Origin of the sequence: Legionella sainthelensi (assembly GCF_900637685.1) — a bacterium.
GTDB classification, from domain to species: Bacteria; Pseudomonadota; Gammaproteobacteria; order Legionellales; family Legionellaceae; genus Legionella; species Legionella sainthelensi.
Genome location: NZ_LR134388.1, coordinates 1,619,094 through 1,633,380, shown reverse-complemented (window position 1 = coordinate 1,633,380; position 14,287 = coordinate 1,619,094). Strand labels below are relative to the sequence as shown.

Genomic DNA, 14,287 nt, shown 5'->3' with positions numbered 1-14,287 from the left:
TCGCTCCTCAACTTAAAAAAACAGGTAATTTACTCGCTAAAGATTGTTTTGCTGCTTGGGCTATTCGCAAAGCTTGCAAACCATCTTTCCCGGAAGCAGGGCTGGGTTTGTTATTCAACCAAGCATCATAAAACGAACGTAACTCTGCTATAAACGCTTGATGATAGCGTTCAAGAAAAAAATATTTTGGGTTTGCTTGTTCAGTACCCGTATTTGAATAACAAAACACGGAATGCTTTAGTTGATTTGTAGCTAATAGCATCCCTTCTTTACCAAATACCTCTATACGTTGATCATAGCCATACACGGCCTGGCGGCTATTATCAATAACCCCCAGAGCGCCGCTTGCAAAACGCATTTGTATTATTGCAGTATCCACATCATCCAGAGCTTCAAAATCAGCATTGATGAGTACCGCACCTGTAGCATAGACCTCAACAACTTCTGATTGCGTTAAAAAACGCGCCATATCAAAATCATGAATGCTCATATCCATAAATATGCCGCCTGAGTTTTTACAATATTCATGCGTTGGACAAGCAGGATCCCGAGAGGTAATTTTAACCACATGAACAGCACCAATTTCCCCCGCCTGCACCTGTTTCTGCAAATAAGAAAAATTTGGGTCAAAGCGTCGATTAAAACCAATTTGTAATAATGTATTGTTAGCTTCAATTGTATTTAGGGCATCTACAATTTCTTCTTCACTCAATCCTATGGGTTTTTCACAAAAGACCGCTTTATCTGCTTCGCTAGCTGCTTTAATTTGTGCTACATGTAAATTCGCTGGGGAAGCAATAAGGACAGCATCTAAATTTTGATGAAAAAGTACCTCTTCAGCATGATTATACTGCCCTTGAATTGACAGTTGGCTTGCCCATTCTCTGTCTAAATAAGGATCTGCGATGGCCTGCAATTCATATTCTGGTAAATGATATTTAATATTTTCTGCATGCAATTTACCAATGCGTCCTGCGCCAATGATACCAATACGACATCTTCTTTGCTGATTGATACTATCCATTTTAATCTCTCATTAATTCAAATTTTTTAGTTTTTAGTGGATTCGATAATTGTTTGCCAATAGCTCTAATTTTTTTGCCTGACATCAAATTTTTTTCTATTTTCTCCAAAGAAACGCCGGTAGTTTCTGGTATAAAATGGTAAATAAATAAAAAAGCGCATAAGCATAGTGAACCAAATAAAGCAAAAGTAAGCATTTGCCCTAAATTTTGGTAAATAGCCAAAAAAGATATTGAAACTAAAAAATTAGCTCCCCACTGCACTACTGTAGCAATGCTCATCGCTAAGCCACGTATATGCAAAGGGTAAATTTCAGAGATTAAAACCCAGAATAAAGATCCTACACTAATACAATACCCCATAATGTAGAGTGATAAGAAACCCAATATCCAGAATTTTTGCCCAGGCATGGCCGAATTAAATAATAAGGCAACCGCAAAGAGACTAAATGCAGCAATAAGAGTACCACCTAATAATAAAAAACGTCGTCCAAATTTATCAATATAAAACAAAGTGAGTACTGTAAATAAAAAATTAACCACTCCCATACAAAAAGTTGCCAAAATGGCCTTAGAAACTGGATAAAAACCTGCTGATTCAAAAATAACTGGCCCATAATACATTACAGCGTTAATTCCTGAGAGTTGCTGGAATACACCTAAAATAATCCCGACTGCTAAAACATAAACAATTGGCGGTTTAAGTAATAAATCATAGCCTGGTTGAGTTTTTTTGATGTGGCAACCAATTTCATCTATTTCTTGTTGAATGTTATAACCGGATGGACGAATACGTTTTAAAGTTTTTATTGTTTCATCCACCCCATATTTTTTCATTATCCAACGAGGTGAATGAGGCACAAAATACATTCCTATAAATAATACCAATGCAGGAATACCACCTATTGCGAATAAAAATCTCCAGCTGTTTGTAGAGCAATCATGAAGAAAATAACCGATTAAATACGCGATAGCCTGACCGGAAGTAATCGTTAAACCATTGATCAAAACTAATGTTCCCCTTCTATTCGGAGGAGCGATTTCTGCAATAAATAAGGGAGCGATATAAGAAGCAATGCCGATACAAATCCCAATAATAAAGCGTCCTGCTAATAATACGATTAAAGAATTGGTCAAAGCACATAAGATTGTTCCTACAATAAAGCCCAGGGCAACTGTTTTTAAAAGACAGCGTCGACTTATCTTATCCGCAAAAAAACCACTTACTGGAATACCAAGAATACACCCAATTAAACTAATGCTGACTACCTGAGACCATTCCCACCCTGTCAGGGACAATTGCACCACAATCTGATCTTTAACATCTGCAATAACACTGGAATCAAAACCAAATAAAAAGCCACCAAATCCAGCAATCGAGGCGACAAAAAAAATAAATGAATTTACTCCCTTATTCATCAGCGCTACTTTCCTTAGCTCATACTTAATCGTTGATGATGTTATCACCTTCTATAGGGAATAAACAGCAAATAATGGTACTGAAAATAATCATTTTTTCATTAAAATATGCATTCTCTTTGGAGATAAAAAAAGTGGCTTTGTGGGAGGAATAAACAATAAAGTCAAAGCAGCCCAAAGTCATTGCCATGGCTTTAAAACCATTTTTCAGCGTTTGATTATTGACGTTCAACGGTTAGAAAATTTGTACATCACTAATTTTACAGAGGCTCAAAAGCGTCATAAATTTCTTACCCTTATGACCTAATGAGTTGACTTTACTCGCACTGTATTCGCTAAAATACGTGTGTTTTGAACCATGTCTCAGTTCGACAGATACGGAAAAAGAACGTTCATTTGTTGTTCCTATTAATCCCATATATCAATAAATTTCATAACCCGCAGTAAAACTATTTCTTTGCTATTATTAAATAAAATATTGCTTAAATCTGGAGAATGAATTATGGCTGACATAAAGACATGGGGAGAATTTGAAGGTGCAATAAAAGAAATAATAACTGCAATTGTAAATAAGACTAACCCACCTAACGATTATCAGGCAACAGTACGCACACAATCTTTGTATTCTACACTTTCACCAGCCATCAATGAATATTATAGACAAATGAAGACCGGTGAGCTTGGTGAACCTAATGAAGAAAATCTTAACAAAATGATGAACTTGTTTTGGAATAGGTTGAAAAATAACAGCTCTGTCGAAGATCAAAGAATGAATAAAGAGGGTTTTTTTAAGGCAATGAATGAACAAATAATAGATCATCAACAGCAATTTGCAAATCACAAAAATACTATTGATTCTATAGCCTGCTTTAGATTTGCTGCAGACGGCAGACTTGATGATGGTGAATATTGGTCCTTAGAAAATTTAGGTAATTTGGCAAGCACCATGGAGTCCTTAGATGTTCCCCTTACCATCGACAGCAAAGATGTAAGAAAAGCGATTATGGGTGAACTAGGTAATCACGCAACCAGACAATGTGGTCAGCCTGTGGATGAAGAAGAGGTCACCGTCTATCTTTGCGGTGGTTATGGGGGCGGAGGTAGTTCAGAAGAGGATAAAAATGACATAGGCCATGGGCAGCTTCTACCCGAACATATGTGGATAGAAGTACATAGAAAGGGTAAACCTACAATCTCTATAGATACATTCCCAAGTAGACCACCTCATGCAATGATCGGTGCGAGACTTAATGAAAATTTTGAGGGACCTCCCTCTGAGCCTCGTCGTATTCATACCGATGACAAAACATTTAAACAAAAAATTCCCGGATTACCATTAGGGGTTATGCAAGCATTAGCTAAGGAAGATTATACAATTCATAACAATAAATATATGAGAACCGTAAGTAATCCTGGAGGGTTATTTATAAAGCCAGACGGGACTTTATTGAAAAATGCTGAAGCGGTAAACGCATTTGATCGACTGACAAATCCTTTGAATGCATTGCTTCAAGACTGCAATGCCATTAAGCCTGAACGAATAACAAAATCTAAAACGATGAGAGAAGCAACTGAATGTAAGAATGAGTTGCTCGAAGAATTAAGAAATCTTGAGAGGCAGAAAGATACCTTGGTTAAGGGAGAAGATAAAATTGCACTTCAAGAAAAAATTGACGAAAAAAAACAAAAAATTGACGAACTATTTACAGCAAAGGAAAAGATTGGCAATACCATAAAGAACGTAAAAACCGCTGCAGAAAAATACTTACAATGGTCCAACGCAAATGCTACAGGGTGGCGACTCTCTAATTGGTCTTATGGTTCGTATGGAAGAGAACAAGCAGACAAATTAATAAAAATGATTGAGCAGGATAAGCCTATGGCCGAAATATTAAAAGCAACACATGACATAGTGAACACTTCAGGTGTTAATGCAAACTCATTTACTCGTTATTTACATGATGCACTTCACACTGAAGAACCAAAGCTAGTTGGCCGAGAGACTCTTACGGAGAGATTTAAAAGCTATAAGGAAAAACTGCAAGGTGAATTGAATGATTTGGAAAGAACAGAGGAGAGAAACAATAGAGTGAGACTTAACTAATGAATTACATGTAGTAGTTCAAATTTGATCTGACAGTTACCGGTTTTTAAGACGTATCTGTCCGATCAACTCAAGTTTACAAATTTCTCCATCTCGATGAATTATGATTTGCGCCTAAAATGTCGAGATGGAAAAATTCTGATGACAGACCCTAAAGATAGAATTTAATGAATTAATTAAACTTCAGGCCACCAATATGTTCAATAAACTCTTCAAGGTGTGCTTCTTTTTGTTTTATCACTTCATCCATATCTTTTATAAAATTAACCACATCCGCAAGAACAAAATTCCGACGTTGATGTTTGACATAACCAATATAGCGTTGGGCTATTTCTCTACACTTCTCCGGAGAATACGCCTCATTCCCACTCACACCCTCTTGATACATTTTTCTTAACACCTTTGCGACGCTCGGTCCTGTTTGTTTGTTTTCTCGAATATATCTGGCAATTTCCTCAGGATAGGTTTTATGAATTGGTGCAGAAGGTATTTTGAACAAGGTATGTTGAGAAAATTTACTAACCAGGCCTTTTTGAGATTGGCTTGCGCTTTCTTCGTGATTGGCAACCTTGGGAGGTAATGATTCTTTATGTTCAGATGCTTTTGGTAATTCTTTTCTTTCTGAACTGAATGAAGTAGGACGTGGTCGTGTAGTGATCAATGATTCACATTGAATCAATCCCGAACTTATTTTCTTATCTGCCATAAAGATAGGAATACATTCGAGCAAAGCAGAGAAAAAATGAGAGAGCATAACTCTCCAATAAGGATAATTACCTAATGTCGGCATCATCTTACCAAGAATTTGCATTGAATCGCCCATTGCCTTTTCTTTCATTTCTCGGCTAGGATTATCTTTCATGGTACCCAGTTGAGCTCTTAAAGCAAGAAGCCACTCATTCGAAACAACGACCTGTTTTTCTGAACCTTGAGGTATACTTTCATATTCCATCTGCATGTCATCAAGCAATTGATAAAGTTTTTGCTCTTGAGGAGTATACTTTAATACAAATATTGAATCAGGTATTATCGAAGTCCAATGAACATTACCTTTATTATTCACAATCATTTCGGGACTTCCAGATTGATCATAGGAAATTCCATCATTTCGATACAGATGTAAGATAATCTCTCTATCATATAAAACTTGGGCTCTCCCCTCATTTCGAACTACATGTTCTCCTTGAATCGCCCGATGTAGCACGAAAAGCGTTTCTTCGGTACCCCAAACGCCCTCTTGTTGGAGATGATGAACATATTGATCCAGATGCTTGTCTTCTTCCCCTAAAAAAAACTCGATTGTTTCATTTCTCAGAATTTTATCTAAAAGAGTTCTTTTTTTAGATTGAATCTCGCGTTCAGTGAGTTCTTTTTTCTGCTCAATAAATTCTTGTTCTTTAATACTCCACTCACGATTGAATTTTTCAATAACATAAGGCAATCGAGCGAGAGAATACTCTTGCATTGCCATATCCATGCCTTTGACTTTATAAATTTCTGCTCCAATATAATCTGGATTATCAAACTCATGCTCGATGAGATGTGACAACTCCGAACCATTAATCCGCATAGAACATTTAAAACAAAACTCTAATCCATAATGAGCGGAAGAAAATAAAGGAGCATCTTGAGGAGATAATTTAAATTCTTTTTTTGTATATTCTGCCGCTAAAGTGCGAGTTGCTTTTCCAAGAATGGGTTCAATGATGTTTTTAATTTCAGATGAAGAAAACTCTTGTTCTGACTTTTTAGATAATAGAATTCGTAGACGAATCTTTTCCTCTTCTCCAAGCTTTAATGTATTAAAAATATCTTCAGTTACCTCAGGAATATTCTTGGCTCGTAGAAAATACATTAAAGAAATACTATACGCATAATACATACAATTGCCTTTACCACTATTATCCACTTGAAACATATTTACTCCTTTTTGGAAATTGTTAATCCCTTCGTACAGGACAATTTGGTGTTTGAACTTAACCACAGTATCTAGATCACTTATAGAAGCTATGGACAAGACACAACGGATAGGGTTTAAAATTTTTGCCCAGTGCAAAGCGTTAATCCTTGATTTTGCTCTCTGTTAATAATTTTTTTCTATCCTCCTTGATAAAATAATGAGTATTGAAGCTTAGTTTGTTTTAGCGGTGCGAAGCTAATATTGATCAGTCATATAAATCATTGGTGCGTCACGCTGTATCTCTCACCCTAAGAGTCTTTTGACATTAAATGGAGCATTCATTCTAGCGAAGTAAACGTTGGCATTTTCGTCCATGGCGTCTAATTGAATGAGGAGATCCCAATACGTTGACACAACATTAATCCTTTAGTTTTTATTTAGCATAAAATGCAATTTATACGATCAAAATGATATATGCAATATCTTTATGCCATTATCCGATCAACAAGTGCTAATTGTGATATAAATTGATTTCCTAAAATTCTGAGTTTTACTAACCCGGTTCCAAGGCGCCTTGCCGGCAAACACTTTTGTATTGTATTCTGAGTGAGTTTCTGGTTTGGATGCTCATTTATGAAAGGATACACCAACTTTTTAGAGTTATTAGTCATTATTTTAATCTCGCTACTCATTCTTGTAGCAGTATGGAATATATCCCAAAAAAAACACACCATTTTAAGGAACTTTCCTCTTATTGGTTATATACGGTATATTGCCGAGAGATTAGGAGTGTACTTAAGACAGTATTTTTACGCTCGAGACCGAGAAGAGCTGCCCTTTAACCGCACTGAACGTACATGGGTTTATGAAGCAAGCAAAAATACAGACACCACCATAGGATTTGGATCCACTAGAGATCGCAAACCGATCAATACAATATATTTTGTAGATTCTCCATTCCCAGTACTTAAGCGTGATGTCGTAAAATCTAACTCGGTTACCATAGGCAACCATTGTGAATTTCCTTATACAACAAGCTCATTAATTAATATTTCCGCGATGAGCTATGGAGCCATTTCAAAAAATGCAATTTTAGCCTTATCACATGGTGCTCAAAAAGCAGGTTGCTGGCTTAATACTGGTGAGGGCGGGTTATCCCCTTATCATTTAGATGGTGGTTGTGATTTAGTTGTCCAAATTGGCACTGCAAAATATGGATATCGTGATGAACATGGCAATTTATCAGATGAGAAATTGAAAGAAGCTGCAGCACATCCTCAAATTAAAATGTTTGAAATTAAATTAAGCCAAGGAGCAAAACCTGGAAAAGGAGGATTATTACCCGCAGTAAAAGTTACTCAAGAAATTGCTAAAATTCGCGGAATTAAACCTCACCAAGACTCAATAAGCCCTAACCGTTTTCCTGAAATTTCAAACTCTTTTGAATTGCTCAACATGATTCACCATATAAGAGAAATAACGGGTAAACCTACGGGATTTAAAGTCGTTTTGGGAAATTATGAATGGCTCGATGAGCTTTGCCAAGAAATTATTAAAAGAGGGGTTGAATATGCGCCTGACTTTATAACATTGGATGGTGCTGAAGGCGGGACAGGAGCCACTCCACTTACTTTAGCAGATTACATGGGATTGCCTTTAACAGAAAGTCTCCCTGTTCTTGTTGATAAACTTGTTGAATATGATTTACGTGAACGAATTAAAATTATAGCATCAGGAAAATTAATAACTCCTGGCATGGTTGCATGGGCGCTCTGTGTCGGTGCTGATTTTGTAAATTCCGCACGTGGCTTTATGTTTGCTCTCGGCTGTGTTCAAGCATTAAAATGCCATAAAAATACCTGCCCTACAGGAATTGCGACTCACAATAAATGGCTTGTTAGAGGTTTAAATCCCAAAATTAAAGCAAACCGTGTATATCACTATGTAAAAAACCTTACTTATGAAGTAGGCGTCATTTGCCATTCCTGTGGCGTAGAAGAGCCACGTGAATTAAGGAGGCAACATGCTCGGATTGTCTCAGAGCATGGTACTTCTGTATCCTTAGCAGACATATATCCACCCAAAGAAAAAGGTTTAAAAATTAAAAAAACATAAATCACAACTGCAATTTTTAAAGCTTTTGATGAAGTATGCAACGATGTGTCGAGCGTAGCAGATGGTGCTATTACAATGCTATAAAAAGATATATTTCTGTAAGAAGACTTTATTAATTGTATTTATCGTTCTACCCATAAATAAGTGAAATTTCCCATCGTCAACAATATACTGCTTTATAAATGGATGACTTAAATAACTTTCTGCCTTTTTTCCAAATTTAAAAAGTATATCTTCCAGTCCTTTCTCAGAAAATTTAATTCCAGAATGGGATGCTTTATTTAGAGTATCCATAGCAACAGTTATATTTATCAAATTCTTACTTGTTCTTTCTATGTAAGATTGTCTCTCCACTTTTGGTATCTGAAGTCTGTTTGTAAAAAACTCATCTCTAATTGCGATTTCAAAAGCGAGGTTCTTAATGAGACTATCAACTACTACTTTTTTTCATGTAAGGTGCAGCATGTCCGTTCTAAATAAACCCTATCTTCTATATGCTCTTGAAGCAGTTTATTTTTCTCTTTTATTATTTCTTGAATTATGTATTTTAAGGTATCCAGACAACTCATTTTTTCATACCCATTTTGTCTTAATCGCGTTCTGATTGCTTCAATAAACCAAATTTCCACCATCAGTTTGCTACAGCTAATTTTCACTTAATTTAAACATTAAGATCAATTAATATCCAATTGATTGTTCTTATATGTTATACGAAAATTTCAAATATTAATTTATTTTCAACATGTTAAAAGATTAATTGCCTACTTTCTCATACTAATTTTAGATACCACTATGACTAATTAGCTCATTTCATAGCACCAAGAACTGTATAAAATAAATAAAAATGCACAAATTAATGTTTACTGTTCTATTAAGGATTGTTTATAATCTATCTTAAGCTCCTCTCCCCAAAATTATGAATTGGAGCTAGCATGGTTATCGATGGTGCTTAATGCCAATAAATTTGGTATTAAGTATCAAACCATGTGTAAGGTGTACTATGTAAGTAAGGCAAAATGTAACATCTCTCAGCTCGTAACACGTAACACATAATTTTTCAATATAAGCTTTCCATAATTTTGGATATTTCAAAATGAGTCATTTCTTAGATTTTTCTCTACTAAAAAAAAATCGTGATTTTCGATTGCTCTATTCAGGGCAATTCATTTCATTTATTGGTACCATGATCACTAGTGTTGCCCTGCCCTACCAAATTTATCAAATAAGCCATTCGAGCTTTATGGTTGGACTATTAAGCCTTGTGCAATTATTGCCTCTCTTAATCACTGCATTGATTGGAGGGGTATTTGCCGATCGGTATAATCGTAGAGGATTATTAATTATCAGTGAACTATTTCTGACTGGAGGCTGTTTCTTACTGGCATTAAACTCTTATCATGCAACTCCGTCTACATGGCTCATTTTCATTGTTTCTGCTGCAATGTCAGCCATTAATGGATTACATCGCCCTGCTTTTGACAGTGTTATCCAACAGATTGTCAAGCCAAGTGATTATAAAAAAGTAGGGGCACTCGCCACATTTAAATTTAGTTTTTGCATGATCTGTGCGCCTGCGATTGCTGGGCTACTCATTGCCCATTATGGCATTGTGGTTACTTATTTCATTGATTTAATTACTTTTTTCTTATCGTTAATTACCTTGGTAAGAATGCGTACTTTACCTAAACCCGAAATTCAAGAACACCCATCAATTTTATCCTCTCTAAAACAAGGAATTTCTTTTGCTTTTAATCGACAAGAATTAATGGGAAGTTATTTTGTTGATTTTTTTGCTATGATTTTTGCTTGGCCCAATGCATTGCTTCCTGCTTTAGCACAATCATTTGGTGGCGCAAAAACTTTAGGTTTACTCTACTCTGCTCCAGCAATTGGTGCGCTTTTTATTTCTTTTTTAGTGGATGGACTTCAAAAATAAACCAGGATGGTAAAGCAATTGCAATAGCTGCCCTACTTTGGGGTGCTTCAATTATTGGATTTGGATTAGCAAGTTCCCTTTGGGTAGCCCTGATCTTCTTAGCTTTGTCGGGTGCATTTGATGCCATAAGTGGTATTTTTCGCACTACCCTCTGGAATAATACTATTCCAACTGAATACAGGGGAAGGTTAGCGGGTATTGAAATGATTAGTTATTTAAGTGGGCCTAAATTAGGAGATACACGCGCCGGATTTATCGCCTCTTCTCTTGGTATTTCTACAGCATTGATCTCAGGCGGAATATTGTGCATTGTTGGAGTAACTGCATGCTGTTTGTTATTACCCAAATTCTGGCATTACCAATCTCATGCGGCACCCTCCAAGGATTAAACATAAGGATCGACCTTATCCCAACTTACATTGACTTATGGTTTTCGTCATTTTGCAAAGGAAATCCATTTTATAAGGGTACTATGCCTCCACCAATCTGGGTTCGCAATTGCATGAGGATGAGTACATGTTCCTTCGCTCCAGACCATTGGCGGTTATGAATAAACACTTTACGTGCTCTTATTCAAATTTCGACACGAAGAAATCAAATCAAATGTTGAATTATATTCTTTTGTTTTCACATCAAAAAAAGCCAGTAATGTAGAAAAAAGATAGTCATGAGAGAGAGAATGCGATTGTTTATCGCGTAGACAGTCCTCTTCTATTACTAATTGTTTTGCAAGCCCTCGGGACATCCATAAAATCATGGGAACTTTTTTTTGTTCATCAGGAGCCATAAAATAGGGTAGTCCATGTAAATACAACTTATGTTCTCCCAATGATTCCCCATGATCAGAAACATAAATCAGTCCTGTATCATGAGTTTTAATCGTATCCAATAAATCAATAGCATCCGCTAACATTGTATCAGTATACAAAATAGCATTATCGTAAGTATTGATCAGAGCTTTTTGCGAGCAACTGGATAAATCCGTGGTTTCGCAGGTAGGTTGCCAATGTTTAAATTGCTTTGGATAGCGTTCATAGTATGCTGGACCATGATTACCTAACATATGCAGTATTATTAACTGATCTTCTTTGTTTTTAACAATACGTTGCTTAAGTTGATGTAAAAGAATTTCATCAAAGCAACGCCCTTTTTTGCATAAGGCATCTATTTCCAATTTTTCAGTGATTAAGCCGTCGCACACACCTTTACACCCGGATTGATTATCACGCCACAATATTGAAATATGAGTTCGATCAAGGAGATGGAGTAAAGACTCTGTTTGATTTATTTTTTGACTGTCATAAGCATGGATTCCATAAGGAGAAAACATACAGGGTAGAGAAACGGCAGTCGTGGTGCCGCAACTCGTTACTTGATTAAAATTAATGACATGACGTTTTGCCAGTTCAGGAGTTGTTTGCCTGTGATAACCATTCAATCCCCAATTTAGTGCGCGAACCGTTTCACCAACAACAAGTACCATGACCCGAGGTTTGCTATTTTCTACACGTGGGAGCTGATATGCATCTTCTCCAATTTTGATTTTTGTTTTATCTGCTTGAACAGAGCGAGTTTTACTATATGCTTTTACAGAAGATGAAATTAAATTTAAGGGAGTGATCAAATATGCAATTTCCTTTCGCTCTCGATGTATGGGGCCAAGATCATGAAATACGGCCCATCCGCCCCCAAATACCATACATAATGATAAAAAAATTGTTCCTAATCGTCCGATCCAATAAGAAATCAGACTTCTTTTATAAATTTTAATGTGCCATATAATCGAACAAGGAAGGACACCCAATAATAAAAAATAAGGCAGAATTCGCCATTGCAGAAACTCTCTACTTTCATGATAATCCGTACTCATGATATTAGTGATCATTGTTGAATCAATGTACACATGAAAAGTACTCATGAAATAAACTGCAATAGATGTAATCAAAAAAAGACAAATGGTAACCCATTTAAAAGTCCAGCGATTAATCACTAATAAGAGCAGAAACCATTGTAATCCAGTGATTGCGATTGCTGTACCCAAAATAACAAACCAAGTATGAACATTCATCAATTCCTTATTGCGCAATAATTCAGTCCAAAAAGAGCTATTACATGCTAAGGTAAAAAAATGCTGCATAATAAAGTGATTAATTCACTAGACCAATAACTAGTATGTTTCAATATGATGGTTTACTCCTTAAAAGGGAGCATAGTTTACAAATTTTTTTATTATTTAGATAGGGGTTGCCTGGTTAAGCCTTGAAAACCAGCAGAGTTAAATTTTGCAAGCTCAGTATCGCTACTGAAGCAAAATCAGCTTAAATTATCTTAATTAGAATTAAACCTATAACTCCCAGTAGGTGATAGTCCACCTACTGGCTCATAAAGACATCGATATGATTCAAGCAGGATATTTAAACCAGATTGGCATAATCTTATTAAGATAGACCATAAACTTCCATAGTCCTACCTGAGATTCTACGTTACCATAGATATCAGCTCTGGTTTCAGGATATGCAATACCCAGTCCAAATAATCCTGGGCCAATAATACCCACATAAGGATTATGATGAGAATATTCATAATCACCGATAACAATCGTTTTACGTCTCTCAAAACCTACGGCATAAATGACATGCTCACATTCAGGTAAAAAACGTGCAATATTGGGTTCACTCACATTATAACGTATAAGATTGGGAGGTAAAACTCCATCAATATTTTCTCGAGCCCATAACGCACTTTGACCTTTAAGTCCCGTATTATCAAAAAGAATCCAATCATCCATTTCAATGGCATAACAACAAGGCGAACGATAAAAATTGATAACTTTTTTTGCACCTAACTCGACTAAATGTTTTAGGATAATCATTGCGGAATGAGACGAACCGAATACTCCATAGGTTTCATCTCGATGAAATATTGAAGACAATTTGTCTTTATCAATCGCAATATCAAAAGGAATGACATTGACTCCAGGATAATTAAGCGTGGAAGGCAATGCTCCCGTGGCTAAAATCACATTTTTAGCCTGATAGGTTTCTGTTTCTGAACTTAAGGACCATAATCTATCAGATAAAAACATAGTATGAATTATTGTTTTTACAGACTGTACTTTTTTTAGAAGATGGTCAGTAACCCATTGCAAGGGTTCAACCGCATAACCTAAAGTACACGTTTCATCTTCTGGTAATTGGTTTAATTTAAACTCAATAGCAGCGTCCTTGTAATGAAAGGAGTGAGCCGCTAATAAGAAATTTTTAAAGAGTTTTACTTTAGTATTACTCGAAACGTTAGGCCAAAAAAGACCCAAATCACCCACTTTAAAATGCGGATCTAACCAAAGAATATCCTCTGGCAAGACACCGTGATCCAGTAACTTACCTACGGCTGCAATTCCTGCCGGTCCTGCTCCGATTACTGCCCATTGAAATTTATTATTATGCATAATCTGTCTTTATTCACACGTATTTACTAACATGCATGTACCTGTACTGCAATCATCGATTGTTTGACATGAAGGATCATAATAGCCCTCATCAGGCACCCCTACTACTCCATTTGTATCATCATTTAGATTATTATCATACCAAATTCCATCATCCCATGAATTGACATCTACAGTTCCACCATACCAAACGTTATTGTGATAGCCGTTATAATATCCATTGTGTTCATAATTACCGCGATAGTAGCTCCCACCAGAATGATATCCACCATATTCATAAGCAAAAGCCGAGGTATTTGAAAATAACAATAAAAAAATGAGAGAAGAGATATGTATTTTCATT

At 36.0% G+C, this 14,287-nt stretch carries 9 protein-coding genes and 1 pseudogene; 3 read left to right on the top strand and 7 right to left on the bottom strand.

Annotation, left to right across the window (positions count from 1 at the left end):
• Positions 1-7 precede the first annotated feature (7 nt).
• Positions 8-1,024 carry an inositol 2-dehydrogenase gene (gene iolG, locus EL220_RS07225; RefSeq protein ID WP_027270110.1) on the bottom strand — a complete coding sequence of 339 codons (1,017 nt, stop codon included), beginning with the start codon at positions 1,022-1,024 and terminating at the stop codon, positions 8-10.
• 1 nt (position 1,025) lies between these two features.
• Positions 1,026-2,441, bottom strand: coding sequence for a sugar porter family MFS transporter (locus tag EL220_RS07220; RefSeq protein WP_027270111.1), 1,416 nt, complete (start codon positions 2,439-2,441; stop codon positions 1,026-1,028).
• Between the two features lie 502 nt (positions 2,442-2,943).
• Here EL220_RS07220 and EL220_RS07215 point away from each other — a divergent pair.
• Positions 2,944-4,545, top strand: a complete 1,602-nt coding sequence (locus EL220_RS07215) for a hypothetical protein (RefSeq protein WP_027270112.1) — start codon at positions 2,944-2,946, stop codon at positions 4,543-4,545.
• A 172-nt stretch (positions 4,546-4,717) separates the two neighbouring features.
• Here the strand turns inward: EL220_RS07215 and EL220_RS07210 are convergent, their stop codons facing one another.
• Positions 4,718-6,463, bottom strand: a complete 1,746-nt coding sequence (locus EL220_RS07210; protein WP_027270113.1) for a hypothetical protein — start codon at positions 6,461-6,463, stop codon at positions 4,718-4,720.
• Positions 6,464-7,078: 615 nt separating this feature from the next.
• On the opposite strand from EL220_RS07210, the gene EL220_RS07205 reads away from it, so the two are divergent.
• On the top strand, positions 7,079-8,560 hold the full coding sequence (locus tag EL220_RS07205) for an FMN-binding glutamate synthase family protein (RefSeq protein ID WP_027270114.1): 1,482 nt from the start codon (positions 7,079-7,081) through the stop codon (positions 8,558-8,560).
• 437 nt (positions 8,561-8,997) lie between these two features.
• On the opposite strand, the gene EL220_RS18760 is transcribed toward EL220_RS07205, so the two are convergent.
• Entirely contained in the window at positions 8,998-9,192 is a 195-nt protein-coding gene (locus tag EL220_RS18760) for a hypothetical protein (RefSeq protein ID WP_232002683.1), read from the bottom strand.
• 461 nt (positions 9,193-9,653) lie between these two features.
• On the opposite strand from EL220_RS18760, the pseudogene EL220_RS07195 reads away from it, so the two are divergent.
• Positions 9,654-10,885 (top strand): annotated as a pseudogene (locus EL220_RS07195) (MFS transporter).
• A 170-nt stretch (positions 10,886-11,055) separates the two neighbouring features.
• On the opposite strand, the gene EL220_RS07190 reads toward EL220_RS07195, so the two are convergent.
• The 3 genes from EL220_RS07190 to EL220_RS07180 form a co-directional block, all read right to left on the bottom strand.
• Positions 11,056-12,633: a phosphoethanolamine transferase gene (locus tag EL220_RS07190; RefSeq protein ID WP_232002682.1), complete on the bottom strand. Its 1,578-nt coding sequence runs from the start codon at positions 12,631-12,633 to the stop codon at positions 11,056-11,058.
• A gap of 264 nt (positions 12,634-12,897) precedes the next feature.
• Positions 12,898-13,944, bottom strand: a complete 1,047-nt coding sequence (locus EL220_RS07185) for an FAD-dependent oxidoreductase (RefSeq protein ID WP_027270118.1) — start codon at positions 13,942-13,944, stop codon at positions 12,898-12,900.
• Between the two features lie 9 nt (positions 13,945-13,953).
• The gene (locus EL220_RS07180) at positions 13,954-14,286 is read right to left on the bottom strand and encodes a hypothetical protein (protein ID WP_027270119.1); all 333 of its coding nucleotides are present in this window, start codon (positions 14,284-14,286) and stop codon (positions 13,954-13,956) included.
• Position 14,287 lies beyond the last annotated feature (1 nt).

Bases quoted from the DNA above. Each gene is read 5' to 3' on its own strand.
- iolG (WP_027270110.1), bottom strand. From the start codon at position 1,024: ATGGATAGTATCAATCAGCAAAGAAGATGTCGTATTGGTATCATTGGC.
- EL220_RS07220 (WP_027270111.1), bottom strand. From the start codon at position 2,441: ATGAATAAGGGAGTAAATTCATTTATTTTTTTTGTCGCCTCGATTGCT.
- EL220_RS07215 (WP_027270112.1), top strand. From the start codon at position 2,944: ATGGCTGACATAAAGACATGGGGAGAATTTGAAGGTGCAATAAAAGAA.
- EL220_RS07210 (WP_027270113.1), bottom strand. From the start codon at position 6,463: ATGTTTCAAGTGGATAATAGTGGTAAAGGCAATTGTATGTATTATGCG.
- EL220_RS07205 (WP_027270114.1), top strand. From the start codon at position 7,079: ATGAAAGGATACACCAACTTTTTAGAGTTATTAGTCATTATTTTAATC.
- EL220_RS18760 (WP_232002683.1), bottom strand. From the start codon at position 9,192: ATGGTGGAAATTTGGTTTATTGAAGCAATCAGAACGCGATTAAGACAA.
- EL220_RS07190 (WP_232002682.1), bottom strand. From the start codon at position 12,633: ATGCAGCATTTTTTTACCTTAGCATGTAATAGCTCTTTTTGGACTGAA.
- EL220_RS07185 (WP_027270118.1), bottom strand. From the start codon at position 13,944: ATGCATAATAATAAATTTCAATGGGCAGTAATCGGAGCAGGACCGGCA.
- EL220_RS07180 (WP_027270119.1), bottom strand. From the start codon at position 14,286: ATGAAAATACATATCTCTTCTCTCATTTTTTTATTGTTATTTTCAAAT.